19 protein-coding genes are annotated in these 23,294 nt (G+C 56.1%); 6 read left to right on the top strand and 13 right to left on the bottom strand.

Annotated features, from left to right (window positions below; all coding sequences use genetic code 11):
* Nucleotides 1–114: 114 nt before the first annotated feature.
* Together malF and malG are read left to right on the top strand one after the other, a co-directional pair.
* Entirely contained in the window at nucleotides 115–1,659 is a 1,545-nt protein-coding gene (gene malF / locus BFV64_RS01170) for a maltose ABC transporter permease MalF (protein WP_047624999.1), read from the top strand.
* Nucleotides 1,660–1,673: 14 nt separating this feature from the next.
* Nucleotides 1,674–2,564: a maltose ABC transporter permease MalG gene (gene malG / locus BFV64_RS01165; protein WP_003860332.1), complete on the top strand. Its 891-nt coding sequence runs from the start codon at nucleotides 1,674–1,676 to the stop codon at nucleotides 2,562–2,564.
* A gap of 96 nt (nucleotides 2,565–2,660) precedes the next feature.
* Here malG and psiE read toward each other — a convergent pair whose 3' ends face one another.
* The 6 genes from psiE to pgi all read right to left on the bottom strand — a co-directional run bounded on the left by psiE (nucleotide 2,661) and on the right by pgi (nucleotide 9,040).
* Nucleotides 2,661–3,071, bottom strand: coding sequence for a phosphate-starvation-inducible protein PsiE (gene psiE, locus BFV64_RS01160; RefSeq protein ID WP_000202963.1), 411 nt, complete (start codon nucleotides 3,069–3,071; stop codon nucleotides 2,661–2,663).
* A gap of 178 nt (nucleotides 3,072–3,249) precedes the next feature.
* Complete coding sequence (locus BFV64_RS01155; protein WP_059373290.1) at nucleotides 3,250–5,346, bottom strand: YjbH domain-containing protein; 2,097 nt, start codon at nucleotides 5,344–5,346, stop codon at nucleotides 3,250–3,252.
* Nucleotides 5,343–6,083, bottom strand: a complete 741-nt coding sequence (locus BFV64_RS01150) for a capsule biosynthesis GfcC family protein (protein WP_059373289.1) — start codon at nucleotides 6,081–6,083, stop codon at nucleotides 5,343–5,345. The genes BFV64_RS01155 and BFV64_RS01150 overlap by 4 nt, the downstream gene beginning before the upstream one ends.
* The gene (locus tag BFV64_RS01145) at nucleotides 6,080–6,718 is read right to left on the bottom strand and encodes a YjbF family lipoprotein (protein ID WP_014882097.1); all 639 of its coding nucleotides are present in this window, start codon (nucleotides 6,716–6,718) and stop codon (nucleotides 6,080–6,082) included. The genes BFV64_RS01150 and BFV64_RS01145 overlap by 4 nt, the downstream gene beginning before the upstream one ends.
* A gap of 63 nt (nucleotides 6,719–6,781) precedes the next feature.
* A complete protein-coding gene (yjbE, locus tag BFV64_RS01140) occupies nucleotides 6,782–7,024 on the bottom strand; it encodes an exopolysaccharide production protein YjbE (protein ID WP_003860341.1) in 243 nt (80 codons plus the stop codon).
* Nucleotides 7,025–7,390: 366 nt separating this feature from the next.
* A complete protein-coding gene (pgi, locus tag BFV64_RS01135; protein WP_014882096.1) occupies nucleotides 7,391–9,040 on the bottom strand; it encodes a glucose-6-phosphate isomerase in 1,650 nt (549 codons plus the stop codon).
* A 373-nt stretch (nucleotides 9,041–9,413) separates the two neighbouring features.
* Between pgi and lysC the strand changes: the two genes are divergently transcribed.
* From lysC to BFV64_RS01120, 3 genes are all read left to right on the top strand, one after another.
* Nucleotides 9,414–10,763 carry a lysine-sensitive aspartokinase 3 gene (gene lysC / locus BFV64_RS01130; RefSeq protein ID WP_023331779.1) on the top strand — a complete coding sequence of 450 codons (1,350 nt, stop codon included), beginning with the start codon at nucleotides 9,414–9,416 and terminating at the stop codon, nucleotides 10,761–10,763.
* Nucleotides 10,764–10,856: 93 nt separating this feature from the next.
* Nucleotides 10,857–11,801 (top strand): ketopantoate/pantoate/pantothenate transporter PanS, encoded by a 945-nt coding sequence (gene panS, locus BFV64_RS01125; protein WP_045135510.1) that lies wholly within the window; start codon nucleotides 10,857–10,859, stop codon nucleotides 11,799–11,801.
* A gap of 41 nt (nucleotides 11,802–11,842) precedes the next feature.
* Nucleotides 11,843–12,115: a YjbD family protein gene (locus BFV64_RS01120; RefSeq protein WP_014882093.1), complete on the top strand. Its 273-nt coding sequence runs from the start codon at nucleotides 11,843–11,845 to the stop codon at nucleotides 12,113–12,115.
* On the opposite strand, the gene rluF is transcribed toward BFV64_RS01120, so the two are convergent.
* The 5 genes from rluF to metH form a co-directional block, all read right to left on the bottom strand.
* Nucleotides 12,116–12,988 carry a 23S rRNA pseudouridine(2604) synthase RluF gene (gene rluF / locus BFV64_RS01115; RefSeq protein ID WP_069601616.1) on the bottom strand — a complete coding sequence of 291 codons (873 nt, stop codon included), beginning with the start codon at nucleotides 12,986–12,988 and terminating at the stop codon, nucleotides 12,116–12,118.
* 54 nt (nucleotides 12,989–13,042) lie between these two features.
* Entirely contained in the window at nucleotides 13,043–13,360 is a 318-nt protein-coding gene (locus tag BFV64_RS01110; RefSeq protein ID WP_059373285.1) for a CcdB family protein, read from the bottom strand.
* Entirely contained in the window at nucleotides 13,360–13,653 is a 294-nt protein-coding gene (locus tag BFV64_RS01105; RefSeq protein WP_014830260.1) for a type II toxin-antitoxin system CcdA family antitoxin, read from the bottom strand. The genes BFV64_RS01110 and BFV64_RS01105 overlap by 1 nt, the downstream gene beginning before the upstream one ends.
* A 95-nt stretch (nucleotides 13,654–13,748) precedes the next feature.
* Entirely contained in the window at nucleotides 13,749–15,380 is a 1,632-nt protein-coding gene (locus BFV64_RS01100; protein ID WP_014882089.1) for a Na/Pi cotransporter family protein, read from the bottom strand.
* A 116-nt stretch (nucleotides 15,381–15,496) separates the two neighbouring features.
* Nucleotides 15,497–19,180 (bottom strand): methionine synthase, encoded by a 3,684-nt coding sequence (gene metH, locus BFV64_RS01095; RefSeq protein WP_045268802.1) that lies wholly within the window; start codon nucleotides 19,178–19,180, stop codon nucleotides 15,497–15,499.
* A 193-nt stretch (nucleotides 19,181–19,373) separates the two neighbouring features.
* Between metH and iclR the strand changes: the two genes are divergently transcribed.
* Nucleotides 19,374–20,201: a glyoxylate bypass operon transcriptional repressor IclR gene (gene iclR / locus BFV64_RS01090; protein ID WP_014882087.1), complete on the top strand. Its 828-nt coding sequence runs from the start codon at nucleotides 19,374–19,376 to the stop codon at nucleotides 20,199–20,201.
* On the opposite strand, the gene aceK is transcribed toward iclR, so the two are convergent.
* Entirely contained in the window at nucleotides 20,155–21,918 is a 1,764-nt protein-coding gene (aceK, locus tag BFV64_RS01085) for a bifunctional isocitrate dehydrogenase kinase/phosphatase (RefSeq protein ID WP_023331773.1), read from the bottom strand. The two genes, iclR and aceK, sit on opposite strands and share 47 nt — an antisense overlap.
* Before the next feature lie 51 nt (nucleotides 21,919–21,969).
* Entirely contained in the window at nucleotides 21,970–23,274 is a 1,305-nt protein-coding gene (aceA, locus tag BFV64_RS01080) for an isocitrate lyase (protein WP_014882085.1), read from the bottom strand.
* Between the last annotated feature and the right edge of the window lie 20 nt (nucleotides 23,275–23,294).

Below are 23,294 nucleotides of genomic sequence, written 5' to 3'. Positions count from 1 at the left end.
AAACGGCGGGTGGCGCGTGCGCTTACCCGCCCTACGACTACGGCACGATCCGTAGGTCAGGTAAGCGCCGCGCCACCTGACGAAAAGTTTCCACCGTTGTAGAGGAAGAACCCCATGGATGTCATTAAAAAGAAGCACTGGTGGCAAAGCGACGCGCTGAAATGGTCAGTGATAGGTCTGCTGTGTCTGCTGGTGGGTTACCTTGTTGTTTTAATGTACGTACAAGGGGAATATCTCTTTGCCATCATGACGCTGATCTTAAGCTCTGCTGGCCTGTATATTTTCGCCAACCGTAAAGCCTATGCCTGGCGCTATGTTTACCCTGGCGTGGCCGGGATGGGGCTGTTTGTCCTGTTCCCACTGATCTGTACCATCGCCATTGCATTCACCAACTACAGCAGCACCAACCAGCTTGCGCAGGAACGCGCCCAACAGGTGCTTCTGGACCGTTCCTATCAGGCGGGAAAAACCTTTAATTTCGGCCTGTATCCTGCGGGTGACGAATGGAAGTTAGCGCTCACTGATGGTGAGAGCGGCAAAAACTATATTTCCGACGCGTTTAAATTTGGCGGCGAGCAGAAGCTGACCTTAAAAGAGGCTGCGGCCCTGCCGGAAGGTGAACGTGCTAACCTGCGGATCATTACCCAGAACCGCCAGGCGTTGACCCAGCTCACCGCCGTGCTGCCAGATGAAAGCAAAGTGACCATGAGCTCGCTGCGCCAGTTCTCCGGCACTCAGCCGCTCTATACCCTGGCAAAAGACGGCACGCTGACTAACAATCAGAGCGGCGTGAAGTATCGCCCGAACAACGACATTGGTTTCTATCAGTCCATTACTGCCGACGGCAAATGGGGTGATGACAAACTCAGCCCGGGTTATACCGTTACCATCGGCTGGGATAACTTTACCCGCGTGTTCACCGACGAAGGCATCCAGAAACCGTTCTTCGCCATCTTCGTCTGGACGGTGATTTTCTCGGTGCTCACCGTGATCCTGACCGTTGCCGTGGGCATGGTGCTGGCCTGTCTCGTGCAGTGGGAATCCCTGAAAGGCAAAGCGATTTACCGCGTGCTGCTGATTCTGCCGTATGCCGTGCCGTCGTTTATCTCGATTCTGATTTTCAAAGGGCTGTTTAACCAGAGCTTCGGTGAAATCAACATGATGCTGAGCGCGCTGTTCGGTATCAAACCGGCCTGGTTCAGCGACCCAACCACCGCCCGCTCGATGATTATTATCGTGAACACCTGGCTGGGCTACCCGTACATGATGATCCTGTGCATGGGCCTGCTGAAGGCTATCCCGGACGATCTGTACGAAGCTTCAGCGATGGACGGCGCGGGTCCGTTCCAGAACTTCTTTAAAATTACGCTGCCGCTGCTCATTAAGCCGCTGACCCCGCTGATGATTGCCAGCTTTGCCTTTAACTTTAACAACTTCGTGCTGATTCAGCTGTTGACCAACGGTGGCCCGGACCGTCTCGGCACCACCACGCCGGCAGGCTATACCGACCTGCTTGTGAGCTACACCTACCGTATCGCCTTCGAAGGCGGCGGCGGACAGGACTTCGGTCTGGCAGCAGCCATTGCCACCCTGATCTTCCTGCTGGTTGGTGCCCTGGCGATTGTGAACCTGAAAGCCACACGTATGAAATTTGACTAAGGAGGGCATCGATCATGGCTATGGTACAACCCAAATCTCAGAAATTGCGCCTCCTGGCGACACACTTAGGCCTGCTGATTTTCATCGCGGCAATCATGTTCCCGCTGCTGATGGTTATCGCTATCTCCCTGCGTTCGGGTAACTTCGCGACCGGGAGTCTCATCCCGGACGAAATCTCCTGGGAGCACTGGAAGCTGGCGCTGGGCTTCAGCGTGGAGCATGCGGATGGACGCGTGACTCCCCCGCCGTTCCCGGTGCTGCTGTGGCTGTGGAACTCGGTGAAAGTGGCGACCATTACCGCAATCGGTATTGTCACGCTCTCCACCACCTGTGCTTACGCCTTCGCCCGTATGCGTTTCCCGGGCAAAGCGACGCTGCTGAAAGGCATGCTCATTTTCCAGATGTTCCCGGCCGTGCTGTCACTGGTCGCGTTGTATGCCCTGTTTGACCGTCTGGGTCAGTACGTGCCGTTTATCGGCCTGAACACCCACGGCGGCGTGATCTTCGCCTATCTTGGCGGTATCGCCCTGCATGTGTGGACCATCAAAGGGTATTTCGAAACCATCGACGGTTCGCTGGAAGAGGCGGCCGCGCTGGATGGCGCTACTCCGTGGCAGGCCTTCCGTCTGGTGCTGCTGCCGCTGTCGGTACCTATCCTGGCGGTGGTGTTTATCCTGTCGTTTATCGCTGCGATCACCGAAGTACCGGTCGCCTCCCTGTTACTGCGCGACGTGAACAGTTACACCCTGGCCGTGGGTATGCAGCAATACCTCAACCCGCAAAACTACCTGTGGGGCGACTTTGCTGCGGCGGCTGTACTCTCTGCCATCCCGATTACCGTGGTGTTCCTGCTGGCCCAGCGCTGGCTGGTTAACGGCCTGACGGCGGGCGGTGTGAAAGGTTAAGTTTCATTTGTTATGCCACTGCAACCCTCAACTTTAGACGTATTGTATTGACCCAACTTGTGACTGTTGTTAGGCGCTCTTCGGAGCGCCATTTTTTTATTCCCGTTTCAGCCGCTTCGAGTTACACAGCCAGAGGGTGATCACCAGCAGCAGGATCGCCGCCGAGTAGATCAGCACGTCGAGGGGGGATTTATGATCGACGATGATCAGCCGCACAATCGCGGTGATCCCAATGTAGACAAAATAGCGCAGCGGGAAGTGAAAGCCCGACTGAAAGTACTTCACAATCAGGGCAATAAACTCGAAGTAGAGAAAGTAGACCACCAGGCCTTCCACCAGCGCATATTTGCTGGTTTGTTCAGGGGCGAACAGCACATCCGCCAGATGCACCGTCTCTTTGCCAAGGAAGACGACCAGAATCAGACCAAGGCTTAGCAGACCGAGATTTAGCACGGTCTGGAGGATCGTTGAGATAAACTCAACGCGCGGGCGAGTCAGGGATGTCATACAGCACCTCATTCTCCAGGGCGAGGTTCCTGTATAACGCAAAAATGTGACGGGGATCTATATTTTTTGTTTATGTTTTGTCCGCATTAGCATTCTTGCCGGTCGGCACTGCGTTTGCCCGGCCTACAAAAACACTCTCGTAGGCCCGGTAAGCGCAGCGTCACCGGGCAAACAAGCATCAGCGGAAGTTAACGTTCTTATCGCTGGTCATGTCATACAGCTGGAACTTACGCCCAAGCTGCTGGCCCCCGTCGCGGGTCAGCGGTGTCCAGCCCACTGCCGCACGGCTGCGGGTTGGGCCTGACGAGAAGAGATCCAGCGGAATCGACACATAGACCCCTTTAGTGAAGTCCCCTTCCCCGTACTCGTCCGGCGAGACGTTGGTGATGGTGGCATAACCGCCCACCACGACGCCGCTGTCGAAGTGTTTGGAAATATCCAGCGTGCCACCCTTGTCGCCCGCCAGATACTGGCCGACACTGGCTTTCACCAGTACGTCCTGCGCGAATGATGGTGTCCAGTAGGCGGTCAGATGGCCCGTTTTGACGCTGTAGTCGGTGAACTTCATCATGTCCTGCGCGCTGCGCCAGTCACGCTGTTTCACGTAGTTGGCATCAATCCCAAATGCCCAGTTGCTGTCGACAGGACGGTAAAGCACCTCTGCCCCTGCGCCACCGAACATGGTTTCCAGATATCCGCCGTACACCTGGCCGTAGAAACCGTTGCCGAAGTACTGGAAGTAGTTGGCCTGCAGGTTATTCACGTAGACATCGTTCTGCACATATTCACGAACGCGAGTTCTTACGCGCGGCAGTTTTGAATCGTTCGGCGGGTTGGTGTAGTTAAATTTGTCGTAGTTGTTGGCGATATTGCCGAACAGGCTACCGGTAGTCAGCAGATGGTCGGTGACCCACAGATCTGCCGTCGCCATTGCGCCCAGCTGATACATGTAGAAGTTTTCCGGTCCGCCAACGGACTGGTTCAGCACCGGATCGATATGGAAATCAAAGCGCGACTTGTCGATATACCAGCCTTGCTCGGTGGTGTCTGGCACGACCGGCTCAACGCGTTTTTGCACCAGCTCGGTTTCATGCCCGAGCGGCTCGCCTTCGAGATGGCGCTTGAGGCTGGCAACGTCCGTTTCCGTCGTCACCTGCGGCAGGTTCAGGCGGTTCTCGGTCACGCGGATCGTGCGGATCCCGTCCGGGAGATCGTTCATGACGATCCGGTTGGCTCGCTCGATCCCTTCCCGCGAGTCGCGGTATTTCACCTGCTCGCCGGTGACGTAAAGCGTGTCGCCCTTGGTCTGAATCTTCGGATCCGCCAGACCGGCATTGTATTTCAGCAGCGTCAGCTGATTTGCCACCACGGAGTGCTGCAGAATCGCATCCTGCGGCTCCGGCTGGTAGGCTGGCCGCGCGTTATCATTGTAGTGCGGCCGCATGTCGTTAAAGTTGGTGCGCAGCGTGAAACCAAACATCACGGTATTACCGCGCTCGTAGCTGAGGTTAACGTCGGCCCAGTCGGTGACGCGATAAATGGCGCCGACGTTAAACTTGCTCTTCTGCTCAATCTTCCCGGCGAAATCCTGCGAGTAGTCGTTTCCTTCGTACTCCAGCTTCAGGCGCAATGGCTGCCAGGGGGTCTGGTATTCCACGCCACCGAACAGCGAGGCCGGGCCATGGAACATCTGGTCGCCGTTGATGGAACCCGCTTTCTGGTAACTGTTATCGCGGTAGCAATATTTATCGCTGTAGGTGCAGAACGGGTTTTTGACGTTACCGCTGGTACCGAGATAGCCCCATCCCAGGCCAAGCGAGAAGTCGAACGGCCCCCAGGCCTTGCTGGCCACAATATATTCCGCATCAAACAGGCCGGTCCCGCCGATATCTTTGGCCCCCACGGACACCTGCGGCATCCAGTAGCTCTCTTCCCACAGGCGCAGCTTGAGGTCGAAGGCTTTATCTTTGTAAGTCTGGTCGCCAGAGAACGCCTCGACGCTGCTGTACTGTTTCGTTCGCACATCGGTGTAGCGCAGCGTGGTTTCAAGCCACGGGAAAAGCTGTACCGAGGCGGAATAGTAGCGGTACTGGTTGTTATCGCGGTAGTTCAGACTGATTTCCCCTTCACGCGCCATGCGCGCGGTGGGCGTTTGCAGTAAACCGACGCCGCCGAAGTCTGACTGAGACGGGCCAATGGGTGCCGGATACGTTTCTGCATGACAGGCGGCGCTTACACAGAGCGCCAGCATGCTGTAGAGATAGGTTTTTTTCATTCTTCCGGTATCCGCTGTGTCAGGGAGTGAAGGATATCGGCGTTAAGCTCGTCATATGCCTTCGTCCAGAAATGGTCGGCAAAACCGACAAAAATGATGCTGCCAGGCATGGGCTCGATATGGCGTTTATTCCAGTAAGCTACCGGCGCTTTTTGCGTGTGCCCGTCAGGGTAAACGACCCAGGCGTAGCTGTTATCGGCACCGCTCAGCAGGCTTTGCTCGTCGAGATAGCTCACCACGTCGCGACCTGGCGTAAAGGGCTTTTTACCCGGGCTGCTGACAAGCCCCATCACGGTCACCGTCGTCGGTTTTACGGGCAGCCAGAGGGTGTACTCCCCTTCAAGGGTTGGGTTGCCCTTTTCCGTGACGCGCACTTCATCGGGATCAAGATTCACCTTCTGGCGGCCAGTCACCTTCAGCGCCTGAAGCTGCTGGCGAATGCTATTGATTGCTGCGGCATCGTCACCGTCTTCCTGCGCCGCCAGACCTGTCAGACGGGCAAGCAGTGCAAGATGTTCTTGCTCTGCCTTAATCGTTGCCTGACGCTCGCCGATCACCGCCCCCGGCCACCAGCTGTTGGCAAGCCTCGGCTGCCCGACGAGATCGAGCAGATGTTCAGCGTTGGTTAACGTTTTGGGTTTCTCGTTTTTCGCCGTGTAGACCTTCACCGTTCCTGCAGACCATGCCGCAGGGGTTGCAAGGCTCGCAATTAGCGCAACGCGGATAATTGTTTTCATGATTTTGCGGCCTTGATCAGCGTGGTTTTCACCGGGAAGAAACCGGCACCGAGATACTGCAGGGACTGACGGATTTGCCCTTCCTCGTCGATCCAGAAGCGGTTATGCCAGGTGGCCTGGTCGGTTGTTACCTCTTCATCCAGCACGCGTACCTGGGTTTCATCGCTCCCCACTTTCACACTGTCGGTGCCATCCCAGCGGAAGGTGGAATGCGCCGTGGCGTAACGCACCTGCTTGTGTTCAGTCCAGCCCATCGTGCGCGTCCAGCCAGCGCCGTCGGTAATCTGGTTCGGCTTGATCAGCGGATCGGCCGCGATATTGTTCACCTCAAGCAGGTTGTCGCCCCCGAGCAGGGTTTTCACGATACGGCCATGCTGCGTCACGATGGTGGCCTGATCCTGCGTCACCCATTTCTGCTGCCCGTTTTCATCGAAAGCGAGCACCACAAACAGTTGCGGGCCATCATTAAGCTGCATGTACTGGCTGGCGTAGGGCATGTTCTGAAGTTCGTCATCGGTCAATTGCACGCCCGGCGTACCGAACAGGCTGTCCCACAGTGAATGACCCAGCCCTTTGGTGGTGGCTGAGCACGCCTGCAACAGCAGGCAAATCAGAATGATTGCAGGTCGCTTCACGACTCTTCTCCGAAGGGGCGAAATAACCACACCGAAGTGTGGTTATGATTAAAACACCCGGTCTTACTGGGTGCTGGTTGTCGTAGTGGTCGTGGTTCCGGTATTGGAGCCATCACCGCCACCGGTTGCCGCCAGCGCGACACCCACGGCTGAACTTACGGCGCTGGTGCTGGCTGCGGTAGAGCTTCCCGCAGACGCAGACGTCGCTGCCGACCCTGCTGCTTCCCCGACCTGGACCGGAGCTGCATAGACAGATGTCGCCGCAAGTGCAGATATGGCAAAAATGCCATACAGTACTTTCTTCATAACAATTTCCCTTCAATGAATGAATGGAGATTTGCCCGAAAAGAAATTCAGGCGGAATCGAGTATACACAACTAAAGCAGCGGGATTACCGTGAGGGGAAATAGGGAATGGGTTTTCGGACTAATGGATAAAATCGAAATGAAAAGCAAATAATTAAAATATATAATCACTAAAAATCAATAATTTATAATATAAGCCCATTATCTTACTTCTACGTATTTTCTTAAAATAAACCGCAGCAATTAACGGGTTAACCGTCTTTTTCGGATTAAACTCACATCCAGAATTTGAGTTAACTAACAGACATCAGGAATTATCCGATAAAAAATGCCGGCATTTCGCCGGCACATTTTCATGATGTTTTAATTACGCGCGCCAGGCTTTATAGCGGTTAATCAAACCATTGGTCGAGCTGTCGTGGCTGGTGATTGCTTTATCGTCACCCAGCTCTGGCAGAATGCGGTTTGCCAGCTGTTTGCCCAGTTCAACGCCCCACTGGTCAAAGGTGAAGATGTTCAGGATGGCACCCTGAGTAAAGATCTTGTGCTCGTACAGCGCAATCAGCGCCCCCAGGCTGAACGGGGTGATTTCACGCAGCAGGATGGAGTTGGTTGGGCGGTTGCCTTCAAACACTTTGAACGGCACAACGTGGTCCAGCGTGGCCGGATCTTTACCCTGATCGCGATACTCCTGCTCAACCACCTCGCGGGATTTACCGAACGCCAGCGCTTCAGTCTGGGCGAAGAAGTTAGACAGCAGTTTTGGATGGTGGTCAGACAGCGGGTTATGGGTAATAGCCGGGGCGATGAAATCGCACGGTACCATTTTGGTTCCCTGGTGGATCAGCTGGTAGAACGCGTGCTGGCCGTTAGTGCCCGGCTCACCCCAGATGATTGGACCCGTCTGGTAATCCACCGCGTTGCCGTTACGGTCAACGTACTTACCGTTGGATTCCATATTGCCCTGCTGGAAGTAGGCCGCAAAGCGATGCATGTACTGGTCGTACGGCAGGATCGCTTCGGTTTCAGCACCAAAGAAGTTGTTGTACCAGATACCAATCAGCGCCAGCAGCACCGGCAGGTTTTTCTCAGGTGCGGTGGTGGAGAAGTGTTTATCCATCGCGTGCGCGCCGGAGAGCAGTTCAACGAAGTTATCGAAGCCTACGGACAGAATGATGGACAAACCGATGGCAGACCACAGAGAGTAACGGCCGCCAACCCAGTCCCAGAACTCGAACATGTTCGCGGTGTCGATACCGAACTCGCCAACCGCTTTACCATTGGTGGACAGCGCCGCAAAGTGTTTCGCCACGTGCTTGTTGTCGCCCGCGGTTTTCAGGAACCAGTCACGCGCGCTGTGGGCGTTGGTCATGGTTTCCTGGGTGGTGAAGGTTTTAGACGCCACCAGGAACAGGGTGGTTTCCGGGTTCACGTTCTTCAGCACTTCCGCGATGTGAGTACCATCGACGTTAGACACGAAATGCATGTTGAGGTGGTTTTTGTACGGACGCAGCGCTTCGGTCACCATGAACGGACCCAGATCAGAACCGCCGATGCCGATGTTTACCACGTCGGTGATCGCTTTACCGGTATAGCCTTTCCAGCTACCGGAGATGATCGCTTCGGAGAAAGCTTTCATCTTTTCCAGCACCGCGTTCACTTCCGGCATAACATCTTTGCCGTCAACGATGATTGGCGTATTGCTACGGTTACGCAGGGCCACGTGCAGCACAGCACGGTCTTCGGTGCGGTTGATTTTCTCGCCGGAGAACATGGACTTGATAGCGTCGGCAAGCTGAGTCTCTTTTGCCAGATCCTGCAGCTTTGCCAGCGTCTCTTCGGTAATGCGGTTTTTGGAAAAATCCACCAGCATCAGGTCGTCGAAGGTCGCGGAGAACTTAGCGAAACGATCGGCATCTTTCGCGAACAGATCCGCGATGGTGACGTCTTTCATTTCATCAAAATGTTTCTGGAGTGCCTGCCAGGCAGCGGTCTGCGTTGGGTTGATGTTTTTCATTAGCAATACTCTTCTGATTTGAGAATTGTGACTGCGGTCGATTGTAGCGCCTGCAAATAAAAATTGTGATGGTTTTTATGCCATTGCCCTGGCCTGCATCAAACACAGGTGAAAAGACCCGAAAAGTATAGCTGCTGAAGTGCCCTCCCGGGCGGCGAATTGTCGGTCAAAAGGGGGTAAAACGGAGCATAAAATATGGCCCTGTTATAAGTCCTGTTTCTCAGGGGTACCCCCCCATAAAAAATCCGCATAATCCCAGCATTGACAGGACCTCCCCCGCATTTTATTTATAGGGCCGTATTTTGCGCCTGCACCTGTTTTCGTTTCACTCTTGTGCCAAGGTCGCTTATTCATTCCCTGACACGAGGTTGTTATGACGAGTTTTGTGGTCGCCAAGTTTGGCGGCACCAGTGTGGCCGACTACGATGCCATGAACCGCAGCGCCGATGTGGTGCTGGCCGATCCGAATACCCGCCTGGTGGTGCTCTCCGCATCCGCTGGCGTGACGAACCTGCTGGTTTCTCTGTCTGAAGGACTGGAAGCGACAGAACGTTTCGTGAAGCTGGATGCACTGCGCAAAATTCAGTTCGACATCCTTGAGCGTCTGCAAAATCCAAACGTGATCCGCGAAGAAGTGGAACGCCTGCTGGAAAATATCACCACCCTGGCAGAAGCAGCGTCTCTGGCCACCTCCACCGCCCTGACCGATGAACTGGTCAGCCACGGTGAATTGATGTCTACCCTGCTGTTTGTTGAAATCATGCGCGAACGTAACGTTCAGGCGCAGTGGTTTGACGTGCGTAAAGTGATGCGCACCAGTGACCGTTTTGGCCGCGCTGAACCGGACGTTGAGATGCTGGCTGAGCTCACCAACCAGCAACTGGCCCCGCGCCTGGCTGAAGGCATGGTGGTCACCCAGGGCTTTATCGGCAGCGAAGCCAAAGGTCGCACGACGACGCTGGGCCGTGGCGGCAGCGACTACACCGCGGCTCTGCTGGGTGAAGCTCTGCATGCCACCCGTGTGGATATCTGGACTGACGTGCCGGGTATCTACACCACCGACCCGCGCGTGGTTTCCGCGGCGAAACGTATTGATGTGATCGCGTTTGAAGAAGCGGCGGAAATGGCCACCTTCGGCGCGAAGGTGCTACACCCGGCAACGCTGCTGCCTGCCGTGCGCAGCGATATTCCGGTCTTCGTGGGCTCCAGTAAAGATCCTAAAGCGGGCGGCACGCTGGTTTGCAAGAAAACGGAAAACCCACCGCTGTTCCGTGCGCTGGCCCTGCGCCGTCGCCAGACGCTGGTGACGCTGCATAGCCACAATATGCTCCACTCCCGCGGTTTCCTGGCAGAGGTGTTTGGCATTCTGGCGCGTCACAACATCTCCGTAGACCTCATCACCACCTCCGAAGTGAGCATTGCGCTGACGCTGGATACCACCGGCTCGACCTCCACCGGCGATACCCTGCTGACGCAGTCGCTGCTGATTGAGTTGTCCGAGCTGTGCCGCGTGGAAGTGGAAGAAAACCTGGCGCTGGTGGCCATCATTGGCAACAAGCTGTCGCGCGCCTGCGGCGTGGGCAAAGAGGTGTTTGGTGTGCTCGACCCGTTCAACATCCGCATGATTTGCTACGGTGCCTCCAGCTACAACCTTTGTTTCCTGGTCCCTGCCGATCAGGCTGAGCAGGTTGTGCAGAAACTTCATCAGAATTTGTTTGAATAAAATTCGTTAGCACGTTAAACAATATCGATAAGCCGGGCACAGACCCGGCTTTTTCATAACAAAACAACACGACAATACTGCAAGGAATTCACTATGTTATCCGTTATCACCCGGCTGTTCCCCTTATGGGCGCTGCTGCTCTCTGTACTCGCGTATTACACGCCCGCCACGTTCACCGGTATTGGTCCGTGGGTCGCCACGCTGCTGATGCTGATTATGTTCGGCATGGGCGTGCATTTAAAAATCGACGATTTCAAACGCGTGCTGTCGCGCCCGGCTCCGGTTGCTGCGGGTATCTTCCTGCATTACCTGGTGATGCCGCTCGCGGCGTGGCTGCTGGCGATGGCCTTTAAGATGCCGCCGGATCTCTCTGCCGGAATGGTGCTGGTGGGCAGCGTCGCCAGCGGCACGGCGTCTAACGTCATGATCTATCTGGCGAAAGGGGATGTTGCCCTCTCCGTTACTATTTCATCCGTTTCCACGCTGGTGGGCGTGATTGCCACGCCGCTGTTAACCCGCCTGTACGTGGACGCGCATATTCAGGTGGACGTGATGGGGATGCTGCTCAGCATTCTGCAGATTGTGGTGATCCCGATTGCACTGGGGCTGGTCATTCACCATCTGTTCCCGCGCGTGGTGAAAGCCGTTGAGCCCTACCTGCCTGCGTTTTCGATGGTCTGCATTCTGGCCATCATCAGCGCCGTGGTGGCGGGTTCTGCCTCGCACATTGCTTCCGTCGGTTTTGTGGTGATCGTCGCAGTCGTGCTGCATAACACCATCGGACTGCTGGGAGGATACTGGGGCGGGAAGCTGTTTGGTTTCGACGAATCCACCTGTCGCACGCTGGCGATTGAAGTAGGGATGCAGAACTCCGGTCTGGCGGCGGCGCTTGGCAAAATTTACTTCTCGCCGCTGGCGGCACTGCCGGGTGCCCTGTTCTCGGTGTGGCACAATCTTTCAGGTTCGCTGCTGGCGGGCTACTGGTCCGGAAAACCGATTAATGCACAAACGAAAAAAGAAGCGGTGAAACAGGATTGAATTGCTTTACACTGAAGCCTCCCCCTCAGGAGGCTTCAGCAATGGCTACACCACGTTTGACCCAGAAAGACATGACGGAAGCCGAGCAGCGCGAACTGAAAACGCTTCTCGACCGCGCCCGCATTGCACATGGCCGCACGCTGACGAACGCCGAAACCAATCAGGTGAAAAAAGAGTACATCGACAAGCTGATGGCGGAACGTGACGCCGCGGCGAAGAAAGCCCGCAAACTGAAAAAAGAGCAGGCTTATAAACCGGATGCAGAGGCGACCTTCTCCTGGTCCGCCAGCACGTCAACCCGTGGAAGGCGCTAATCAGCGCCCTTTCTTTTTACGACCCGGCTGGGTAAATCGCTTACCGTTACCCGGCTTGCCTCGCCCTTTCTCTTCCGCCTGCGGCTCCTTCACCACCGGGCGTTTAATCGCCTGGGTTTTCGGCTTCGCCTTAGCCTTCGGCTTCGCTTCTGACGACGAGTTTTCGATAAGCCTGAACAGCTCAATCAGCTCGTCATCCGTCAAGTCACGCCACTCGCCCAGCGGGATCCCGGACAGGCTAACGTTCATGATGCGCGTACGTTCAAGCTTCGTCACTTCATAACCGAAGTACTCGCACATGCGGCGGATCTGGCGGTTTAAGCCCTGTACCAGGGTAATTCGGAACGCGAAAGGCGCTTCTTTCTTGACCTTACACTTCTTCGTCACCGTGCCCAGGATCGGCACGCCTGCGCTCATCCCGCGGATAAACTCGTCCGTTACCAGTTTGTTTACCGTAACGATGTACTCTTTCTCATGGTCGTTACCGGCTCGCAGGATTTTGTTCACCAGATCGCCATGGTTGGTGAGGAAAATCAGCCCCTGCGAATCTTTATCCAGACGGCCAATCGGGAAAATGCGGCTGCTGTGGTTCACGAAATCAACGATGTTGTCTCGCTCACCGTCTTCCGTGGTGCTGACAATCCCAACCGGTTTATTCAACGCGATAAACACCAGGTCTTCTGCATCACGCGGTTCGATGACCTGACCATTCACTTTGACCACGTCGCCAGGCATCACCTGATCGCCGATGGTGGCGCGTTTGCCGTTAAGAAACACGTTACCTTGTTCAATGTAACGGTCAGCCTCGCGACGTGAGCAGATCCCGCTCTCGCTAATGTATTTGTTTAATCGGGTTGATTGAGTTGGCAGCATAGTTTCTCCTGTGAAGGGCGAAATATACCTTACCTTGCGGCTGACAAAAAAGTGTTAGTAACCGTTGATCAAAAAATCGAGTGCATCCCGCAATGAGGCCCGGTCTTGAGTAAGATCGGCGACACGCTCGCCTAACTCTTTTGGCGATATGCCTGCCATCATGTGCATCATAACCACGCAGGGCTTACCCGCTATCTCAACGACAGGGCACACTTTCGCAGGCGGCTGAATGCCTCCCAGGTGGCTAAGCTCAACTGCGGGGGCGACCAGAACATGCTTCATCACATTGGCCACGGGATGCTGCATATTGATTAGCCAGGGATAGGCAGTTTTCCCCTGACCTTCATTCTCATAAACAAAATATTGCTCCATCAGAACGACCTCTGAAAGTCACTAAAGGAGCCGTTTTCATCAACCCACTGGTTAATAGCCTCGATAGACGCTTTATTTTCTGCTAACCACTCTGCACGCTGATGCGCACGAAACTGCTCCTGCAATGCAGCCGTAAGTACAGCAGAGAGATTAAGTTTAAGCCGTCGCGCCTCTTCAAGGATTTCTGGTGCTAACGACACATTGACTGATTTTTTGATGCCATGAGTAGTGCGCATGAGAACCCCCATCGGTATGCGCATGAATTGGCGAAGTGTAGCGTAATAAACGAGCATTTTCTATTCCCTTAAAAATGTAAGGTCTGCAGCGTAAATGGCGCTTCATAAGGTGTCACGCCTCGCAAAACGGTTTTGCGAGGCGCTTTCAGAGATTAATACTCGTCCCGCTCGTCATCTTCATCCGGCTGTTCCATCACGCTATAGGCCACCGCGCAGAACAACGAGTTAAGACGCTTCATGTCCCCCAGCAGCCCCAGGTGCAGGGAGCTGGTCTCGATACTCTGCACGTTTTGCTGGTGAAGACGCTCAACGTGGGCGTGCGAGTAGCGACGGTTGAGGATGCGAAAGCGATGCTTGTTACGACGCAGGCGGCGCGCGCTCGGCACGTCGCTGGAGAAGAAGACCAGCATCGCCAGCTTCAGGTTGCTCAAGAGCTGTTCGTGGAGCGCCTCCAGCTCCTTCAGGCCCTCAATGGAGAATGCCCGACGTGCTGCCAGTGACTTATCTGCAATCTCACTCCCCATACGCTCCACGATATCGGAGGCTTGCTCCAGGTTGAGCGACATCTCGATGATTTCTGCCCAGCGGCGAGACTCCTCTTCCGCCAGTTCATCCTGCGGAATACGCGCCAGATAGAGCTTAATGGCGGTATAAAGCACGTTGATATCGTCCGCCAGCCTGCGCAACTCTTTCTCTTCGCGCGGTTCGCCGTGCATCACCTTCTGCAGCCCTTCGAGCATGGTTTCCATCGCATCACCCATGCGTAGCGTCTCGCGGGCGGCATTCGCCAGCGCCAGCGCCGGGGTATCCAGCGCGGAGGTATCCAGATGCTTCGGTTTCAGGCGCGCATCCAGCTCCGGTTCATCCTGAATGAGTCGTTCGCAAAAGCGGGCCATCGGCCCCGCAAAAGGCACCATCGCCAGGCAGCGCACCAGGTTATAGAAAACGTGGAAATAGATCACCAGCTCCGCTTTCGGCAGTGAGAGGTTATCCATCAGGTTCGCCAGCGGGTGCACAAACGGCAGGATAATCAGGCTACCCACCAGCTTAAACAGCAGGCTGCCGAGCGCCACGCGGCGAGCCGCAGCGTTGGCGGCACTGTTGTTGAGCATTGCCAGCAGGCCAGACCCCAGGTTCGCACCAATCACCAGACATAGCGCCACCGGGAAGGAGATCGCCCCGGCAGCGGTGAGCGTGGCCGTCAGCAATACGGCTGCCAGGCTTGAATAGCTGACGATGGCAAACACCGCGCCAATCAGCGCGTCCAGCATGATGTCACCGGTCAGAGAGGCGAAGATGACCTGAACGCCGTTGGCCTCGGTGATGGGGGTGACCGCCTGCACAATCAGCTCCAGCGCCAGCAGGATCAGCCCCAGGCCAATCCCCACGCGCCCAAGCTGCCCGGCACGCGTCTGTTTGCGCCCGAGGAAGAAGATGACGCCAATGAAAATCAGCAGCGGCGACAGCCAGGAGAGATCGAACGTCAGAATACGCGCCATCAGCGCGGTACCTACGTCGGCCCCCAGCACGATCACCAGTGCCGGCGCGAGCGCCACCAGATCCTGTGCCACAAAGGAGGTGACAAGCAGGGTGGTGGCATTACTGCTCTGAACCAGCGCCGTGACGCCTATCCCCGCACAAAAGGCGAGCGGCTTCTTCTCAACGCTGCTGCTGAGAACGGTGCGTAAACGAGCACCAAAGACGCGCATCACGCCGGTACGGACGATATGGGTCCCCCAAACGAGCAGTGCGACTGCGGAGAGCAGATGTAACAGGGTCAGCACGGAAGGTTTTCCTCCTTATCGTTATTCATTTTCCTTAGGTTCAGTATAAGGGTTTAAACGTAAGAAAGAGACAGGGCGCCCCATGAGCGCCCTGTTTGTTGTAAGGAAAAGTGATTTTAGTCGGCGTCGTAGCCGAGATTAGGCGCCAGCCAGCGCTCGACTTCTGACACGCTCATGCCTTTGCGCAGGGCGTAATCTTCGATCTGATCGCGCTGTAGCTGCGCCACGGCAAAGTACTTGCTGTCCGGGTGGCTGAAATACCAGCCGGAAACAGAGGCACCTGGCCACATGGCAAACGACTCGGTGAGTTTCATCCCCGTATGGGCCTCAACATCGAGAAGTTTCCAGATTGTGCCTTTTTCGGTGTGCTCCGGGCAGGCCGGGTAGCCCGGCGCCGGGCGAATGCCCTGGTAGTTTTCGCGGATCAGCTCCTCGTTGCTGAGGTTTTCATTGGCCGCGTAGCCCCAGTACACCTTACGTACGCGCTCATGCAGATACTCAGCGAAGGCTTCCGCCAGGCGGTCGGCAATCGCTTTGACCATGATTTTGTTGTAATCATCATGCTGCGCTTCGTATGCTTCCGCCAGCGCATCCTCTTCAAGTCCGCCGGTTACCGCAAAGGCGCCGATATAGTCGGCTTTACCACTCAGTTTCGGTGCGACGAAATCCGCCAGACAGTAGTTGGCGAAGCCCACTTTCTCCGTTTGCTGACGCAGGTGATGGCTCACGGTCAGCACATGCGTGCGGGTTTCATCGCGGTAGATTTCCACGTCGTCACCCACGCGGTTCGCCGGGAACAGCCCCACCACGCCGCGCGGATTAAGGGATTTCTCTGCACTCAGCTTGTCGAGCATGTCATTGGCATCTTTAAACAACCGCTTCGCCTCTTCACCTACCACCTCATCCTCGAGGATGCGCGGATATTTGCCCGCCAGCGACCAGGTCATGAAGAACGGCGTCCAGTCGATGTAGTTACGCAGCGTTTCGATGCTGGCGGTGACGTCCTGCACGCCCAGACGGTGCGCAACCGGCGGGGTATAGCTGGACCAGTCAAACGCCAGATCGTTATCGCGCGCCGCCTGAAGTGAAACCGGCGGCGTGCGCGGTTTCTTACGACCGTGCTGGATGCGGACGGTTTCGTACTCTTTGCGGGTGCGCGCCACGAAGTCATCGCGCTGAGTGTCGGAGAGCAGCGCGGACACCACGCCTACGGTGCGCGAGGCGTTCTGCACATAGACCGTCGGGCCGCTGTAGTTCTGTTCGATTTTCACCGCCGTATGCGCTTTCGACGTGGTCGCTCCGCCAATCAGCAGCGGAATAGTGAAGCCCTGACGCTCCATCTCTTTTGCCACGTTGACCATCTCGTCCAGCGACGGCGTGATCAGCCCGGAAAGGCCAATCAGGTCGGCATTCACCTCACGCGCGGTTTTGAGGATTTTATCCGCCGGGACCATTACCCCGAGGTCGATAATTTCGTAGTTATTGCACTGCAGCACCACGCCGACGATATTCTTGCCGATGTCGTGCACGTCGCCCTTCACGGTGGCGATGACCATCTTGCCGTTGCTGGAGCCTTTTTCTTTGCTGGCCTCGATAAACGGCTCCAGATAGGCCACGGCCTGCTTCATCACGCGGGCAGATTTCACCACCTGCGGCAGGAACATTTTTCCCTCGCCGAACAGATCGCCGACCACGTTCATGCCGTCCATCAGCGGGCCTTCGATCACCTCAATCGGGCGAGCTGCCTGCTGGCGCGCTTCTTCGGTGTCCTGCTCAATAAACTCGGTGATGCCTTTCACCAGCGAATATTCCAGACGCTTTTTCACGTCCCAGGAACGCCACTCGGCCTGCTGAACGTTGGCCGATTCATCCGTTTTGCTGCCGCGGTATTTCTCCGCGAGGTCCAGCATGCGCTCGGTGGCGTCGTCGCGACGGTTAAGGATGACATCTTCTACCGCGTCACGAAGCTCGGCAGGGAGGTCATCGTAAATCGCCAGCTGGCCGGCGTTAACGATCCCCATGTCCATCCCGTTGCGGATGGCGTAGTAAAGGAACACGGCGTGGATCGCTTCACGCACCGGGTCGTTGCCGCGGAACGAGAACGACACGTTCGACACGCCGCCGGAGATTAACGCATGCGGCAATTCACGTTTAATGTCTTCACATGCGCCGATAAAGTCCTGGGCATAGTTGTTATGCTCTTCAATCCCGGTCGCGACGGCGAAAATGTTCGGGTCGAAGATGATGTCTTCCGGCGGGAAACCCACCTCTTCGGTCAAAATCTTGTACGCGCGGCGGCATATCTCAATTTTACGCTCGCGGGTATCCGCCTGGCCCACTTCGTCGAAGGCCATGACCACCACGGCAGCACCGTAGCGGCGGACCATCTTCGCGTGGTGGATAAAGATATCAACGCCCTCTTTCATCGAGATAGAGTTGACGATGCCTTTACCCTGAATGCACTTCAGCCCTTTTTCGATGACCTCCCACTTGGAAGAGTCAATCATGATCGGCACGCGGGCAATGTCCGGCTCGCCGGCAATCAGGTTGAGGAAACGCACCATCGCCGCTTCGGCGTCGAGCATCCCCTCGTCCATGTTGATATCAATAATCTGCGCGCCGCTTTCCACCTGCTGGCGGGCGACGTCCAGCGCTTCGCTGTACTTCTCTTCTTTAATCAGGCGCTTGAACTTCGCGGAACCAGTGACGTTAGTCCGCTCCCCCACGTTCACAAACAGGCTGTCGTCGCCAATGGTCAACGGCTCGAGACCAGAAAGACGACAGGCAACGGGAAGCTCAGGCAGCTTACGCGGCGGCAGCCCGGCCACGGCGTTGCTCATGGCGGCAATGTGTTCCGGCGTGGTGCCGCAGCAGCCGCCAACAATGTTCAGGAAGCCAGATTCAGCCCACTCGCGGATTTGCGCCGCCATGGTGTCGGCATCCAGATCGTATTCACCAAAGGCATTGGGCAGACCGGCGTTCGGGTGCGCGGTGACATAGCATTCTGCGATGCGCGATAACTCCTGCACGTACTGGCGCAGTTCATCTGGCCCCAGAGCACAGTTCAGGCCAAAGGAGAGCGCTTCCGCGTGGCGCAGGGAGTTATAAAACGCTTCGGTGGTCTGGCCGGACAGGGTACGGCCGGAGGCGTCGGTAATGGTGCCGGAAATCATGATCGGCAGGTCAACGCCCAGTGCCTCGAACTCCTCTTTCACCGCGTAAATCGCGGCTTTGGCGTTGAGGGTGTCGAAAACCGTTTCAATCAGGATCAGGTCGGAACCGCCTTCCACCAGCGCTTTGGTCGATTCACGGTAGGCAGCGACCAGCTGGTCAAAGGTGATATTACGAAATGCCGGGTCGTTGACGTCCGGTGAGATTGATGCGGTGCGGTTGGTTGGGCCAAGCACCCCGGCAACGTAGCGCGGTTTGTCCGGCGTGCGGGCAGTCCATTCATCTGCGCAGGCACGAGCCAGTTTAGCCGCCTCAAAGTTGATCTCCGCCGACAGGGATTCCATCTGGTAATCCGCCATGGCGATGGTTGTCGAGTTAAAGGTGTTGGTTTCAACGATATCCGCCCCTGCCTCGAAGTAGGCATTGTGGATATCCTTAATGACGGACGGCTTGCTGAGCACCAGCAGGTCGTTGTTACCTTTCAGATCGCAAGGCCAGTCAGCGAAGCGTTCGCCGCGGAAATCGTCTTCACTCAGACGATAGCCCTGGATCATCGTGCCCATGCCGCCGTCCAGCACCAGAATTCGTTCATTTAACTGCGCACGCAGTTGCTCTACTTTGCTGCTCACACTTGCTCCCGACAACGCTCAACAAGGCCAAAAGGCTGCGTTCCATACTGGCACAATCTCGCAGGGTGGAAAAGTCACACAGCGGTAACATGAGACATGTTCACCATCACTCCTCCGATCAGTCAGGATAACGGTTGCAAAATCACCAAATAAAACGAAAATGATTTCCACGATACAGAAAAAGGAGATCGTCATGGTCGCGACCGTTCCCGCCAAACGCGGCAGAAAACCTGCTGCCACCCCCGCTGCACAACCGAGCGGACAGGTTCAATCGCTCACGCGCGGTCTGAAGCTGCTGGAGTGGATAGCCGAGTCGCACAGCAGCGTGGCCCTGACGGAGCTGGCCCAGCAGGCTGGCCTGCCGAACTCCACCACGCACCGCCTGCTGACCACTATGCAGCAGCTGGGCTTTGTCCGCCAGGTCGGCGAGCTGGGACACTGGGCGGTGGGCGCACATGCCTTTATCGTTGGCAGCAGCTTCCTGCAAAGCCGCAATCTGCTGGCGATTGTCCATCCGATTCTGCGCAAGCTGATGGAAGATTCCGGCGAGACGGTAAACCTGGCGGTGCTTGATCAGAGCGATCATCAGGCAATCATTATCGATCAGGTGCAGTGCACGCAGCTGATGCGTATGTCCGCGCCGATTGGCGGTAAGCTGCCGATGCATGCGTCCGGGGCAGGAAAAGCGTTTCTGTCTCAGCTCAGCGAAGATCAGGTGACAGGGCTGCTGCATCGTAAAGGGCTGCACGCCTATACCCATGCCACGCTGGTTTCGCCGGTGCATCTGAAAGAGGATCTGGCGTTAACCCGCAAGCGTGGCTATTCATTTGATGATGAAGAACATGCTTTGGGTCTGCGCTGTATCGCGGCCTGTATCTTTGATGAGCACCGCGAGCCGTTTGCCGCCATCTCTATCTCCGGGCCAATTTCGCGCATGACCGACGACCGCGTCACCGAGTTAGGTGCGCTGGTGATTAAGGCGGCGAAAGAGGTGACGCTGGCGTATGGTGGGATTCGTTAAACCGGATGCAAAACCGCTGCTTGCGGCGGTAAGCGTACACATCTTCCACATGCCCGTTTTTGATCCGCGTTTGCAGCCCACGCCAGTAGCTGGCACGAAAAAGGTCGGCGTGCATCTCTTCAAATAGCGGCCCGATGCGCGGGTCGGCGCACAGCCAGTGGCGAAACTCTTCGGGAAAGACATCGCCCGGCGAAACGCTGTACCACGGTTCACCAGACAGTTCATCTTCCGGGTAACGGGGCGGCGGGATATCGCGGAAATTCACTTCGGTCATGTAGCAAATCTCGTCGTAATCATAAAACACCACTCGCCCGTGGCGCGTGACACCGAAGTTTTTAAACAGCATATCGCCCGGAAAAATATTGGCCGCGGCAAGCTGGCGAATCGCGTTACCGTATTCTTCTATAGCATCGCGCAGCACCTGACCCTCGGACTGCTCCAGCCAGATGTTCAGCGGCACCATGCGGCGCTCGATGTAAAGATGGCTAATCACGATTTTGTCGCCAAGATCGGTGATTTTCCCGGATGCTTCCTTGAGCAAAAGCGCCATCAGCGCCGGGTCGATCTGTTGCTTATCCAGCACAAAGTTTTCGAATTCCTGAGTATCCGCCATACGTCCGACACGGTCATGCTCTTTGACCAGCTGATAGCAGGCGCGGACGTGCGCGGCGGTCATCTCTTTTTGCGGCGCGAAGCGGTCTTTAATGACCTTAAATACGCGGTCGAACCCCGGAAGCGTAAACACCAGCATCACCATGCCGCGAATGCCAGGCGCTTCGATAAACTGTTCATCTGCGGTGGTGACATAACGCAGGTATTCCCGATAGCTTTCCGTTTTAGCGTGCTTCTGACAGCCAATCGCCATATACAGCTCGGCGGTGGTTTTGCCCGGCAGGATCTCCCGCAGCCATTCCACCAGCGCGGCAGGCAACGGTGCGTACACCATGAAATAGGAGCGGGCGAAGCCAAATACAATGCTGGCCTCGGCGCTGGTGGTCAGGCAGGTATCGACAAACAGTTCCCCGTCATCTGTGCGATGGATGGGGAGCAGAAACGGTACGATGGCCGATGGCGTGACCAGTTTTCCTACCAGCCAGGCGGCTTTATTGCGATAGAAAAGCTCGTTGGCAACCTGCAAGTGGCTGCGGCCGAGCAACGCCTCGCCGAAGGTTTCGCGCAGGTGGGTGTGGATATAACCTATATCCCGGGTTTTATTCTCCCAGGGCAAACGCAGCGGCAAATCGGTTAGCACACGGTGCAAAAGCTTCTCCCACCCGCGTTCCGGGAAGAAATCTTTCGCCAGCGGACGTGGGATAGCACGAAATCGTCGTTCAGGCTGAGAGCTGAAGATAAATAACCGCTCAGGAGATAATGAGCGGTGGTCAAATAACCGGCAATAGACGGAGTTGAAAAAGCTCTCCGCAATCTCGAAGCGCGGATAGTCAGGTAATAAATGGGTGTAGTGCTCTTTCACGCGCAGTAAAAAGTCCGCATCCGGGCTTTTACCATCGGTAATACAGCGCAACTGCTCCACCACCAGACCCACGTGGTGGTCATAAAGGTGAATACGCTGCTTCATGGCCTGCTGAACCGCATGCCAGTCTGCATGTTCGAAGCGCTGTTGCGCACCGGATGTCACTTCAAGAAAACGACCATACTGGGCATCGAAGCCCTGCAAAATAGTTTGAGCAATCAGTAATTCCAGGCCACGCGACATATATTCCCCCTCACCCCAACCCTCTCCCCGAGGGGGGAGAGGGGGAAACGATTAGAACTGTGCTTCTTCGGTTGATCCCGTTAAGGCGGTGACGGAGGAGGCACCGCCCTGAATGATAGTGGTCACGTTGTCGAAGTAGCCCGTTCCCACTTCCTGCTGGTGAGAAACGAAGGTATAACCCTCTTTTCCGGCGGCGAATTCTGGCTGCTGAACCTTCTCGACGTAGTGTTTCATGCCTTCACCCTGCGCATAAGCATGTGCAAGGTCGAACATGTTGAACCACATGCTGTGGATACCCGCCAGGGTAATGAACTGGTACTTGTAGCCCATGTCAGAAAGCTGCTGCTGGAAGCTGGCGATGGTTTTATCATCCAGATTCTTCTGCCAGTTGAAGGACGGCGAGCAGTTATAGGCCAGCAGTTTGCCCGGATATTTCGCATGAATGGCATCGGCAAAACGTTTTGCCAGCGCCAGATCCGGCGTGGAGGTTTCACACCAGACCAGGTCGGCGTAAGGGGCATACGCCAGGCCACGGCTGATCGCCTGTTCGATGCCTGCATGGGTACGATAGAACCCTTCGCTGGTGCGCTCACCGGTAATAAACTCGCTGTCGTACGGATCGCAGTCAGAGGTGATCAGGTCAGCCGCATCCGCATCGGTACGGGCAATGACCAGCGTCGGCACGCCGAGCACGTCTGCCGCCAGACGCGCGGCAACCAGCTTCTGAATCGCTTCCTGGGTCGGAACCAGCACCTTACCGCCCATGTGTCCGCACTTCTTCACCGATGCCAGCTGATCTTCGAAGTGAACGGCCGCTGCACCGGCCTCAATCATTGATTTCATCAGCTCGAACGCGTTCAGCACGCCGCCGAAACCCGCTTCCGCATCCGCGACGATCGGCAGGAAGTAGTCAATAAAGCGCGGATCGTTGGGTTCGATGCCTGCCGCCCACTGGATCTGATCCGCACGGCGGAAGGTGTTGTTGATTCGATCAACCACCGACGGCACGGAGTTCGCCGGGTAGAGGGACTGATCCGGATACATACTGGATGCCAGGTTGGCATCCGCCGCAACCTGCCAGCCGGAAAGATAGACAGCCTCAATACCGGCCTTCGCCTGCTGCAGTGCCTGACCGCCGGTCAACGCCCCGAGGCTATTGATATAACCCTTTTTGGAACCACCGTGCAGCAGCTTCCACATTTTCGCCGCGCCATTTTGCGCCAGCGTGCATTCCGGATTGACCGAGCCGCGTAATTTCACCACTTCTTCCGCGCTGTACGGACGACGAATGCCTTCCCAGCGCGGTTGTGTCCATTCTTTCTTCAGTTCTTCGATTTGTTGGGTACGGGTTTTCATGTGCAGATGCTCCATATTGT

This window comes from Enterobacter kobei (genome assembly GCF_001729765.1).
In the GTDB taxonomy this organism is placed as follows: domain Bacteria; phylum Pseudomonadota; class Gammaproteobacteria; order Enterobacterales; family Enterobacteriaceae; genus Enterobacter; species Enterobacter kobei.
The sequence above is the reverse complement of the archived record's forward strand: the minus strand, read 5'-3'. Positions and strand labels throughout refer to the sequence as shown.

Coding starts and splice junctions, on each gene's coding strand:
- malF (WP_047624999.1), top strand. CDS start 115: ATGGATGTCATTAAAAAGAAGCACTGGTGGCAAAGCGACGCGCTGAAA.
- malG (WP_003860332.1), top strand. CDS start 1,674: ATGGCTATGGTACAACCCAAATCTCAGAAATTGCGCCTCCTGGCGACA.
- psiE (WP_000202963.1), bottom strand. CDS start 3,071: ATGACATCCCTGACTCGCCCGCGCGTTGAGTTTATCTCAACGATCCTC.
- BFV64_RS01155 (WP_059373290.1), bottom strand. CDS start 5,346: ATGAAAAAAACCTATCTCTACAGCATGCTGGCGCTCTGTGTAAGCGCC.
- BFV64_RS01150 (WP_059373289.1), bottom strand. CDS start 6,083: ATGAAAACAATTATCCGCGTTGCGCTAATTGCGAGCCTTGCAACCCCT.
- yjbE (WP_003860341.1), bottom strand. CDS start 7,024: ATGAAGAAAGTACTGTATGGCATTTTTGCCATATCTGCACTTGCGGCG.
- pgi (WP_014882096.1), bottom strand. CDS start 9,040: ATGAAAAACATCAACCCAACGCAGACCGCTGCCTGGCAGGCACTCCAG.
- lysC (WP_023331779.1), top strand. CDS start 9,414: ATGACGAGTTTTGTGGTCGCCAAGTTTGGCGGCACCAGTGTGGCCGAC.
- panS (WP_045135510.1), top strand. CDS start 10,857: ATGTTATCCGTTATCACCCGGCTGTTCCCCTTATGGGCGCTGCTGCTC.
- BFV64_RS01120 (WP_014882093.1), top strand. CDS start 11,843: ATGGCTACACCACGTTTGACCCAGAAAGACATGACGGAAGCCGAGCAG.
- rluF (WP_069601616.1), bottom strand. CDS start 12,988: ATGCTGCCAACTCAATCAACCCGATTAAACAAATACATTAGCGAGAGC.
- BFV64_RS01110 (WP_059373285.1), bottom strand. CDS start 13,360: ATGGAGCAATATTTTGTTTATGAGAATGAAGGTCAGGGGAAAACTGCC.
- BFV64_RS01105 (WP_014830260.1), bottom strand. CDS start 13,653: ATGCTCGTTTATTACGCTACACTTCGCCAATTCATGCGCATACCGATG.
- iclR (WP_014882087.1), top strand. CDS start 19,374: ATGGTCGCGACCGTTCCCGCCAAACGCGGCAGAAAACCTGCTGCCACC.
- aceK (WP_023331773.1), bottom strand. CDS start 21,918: ATGTCGCGTGGCCTGGAATTACTGATTGCTCAAACTATTTTGCAGGGC.
- aceA (WP_014882085.1), bottom strand. CDS start 23,274: ATGAAAACCCGTACCCAACAAATCGAAGAACTGAAGAAAGAATGGACA.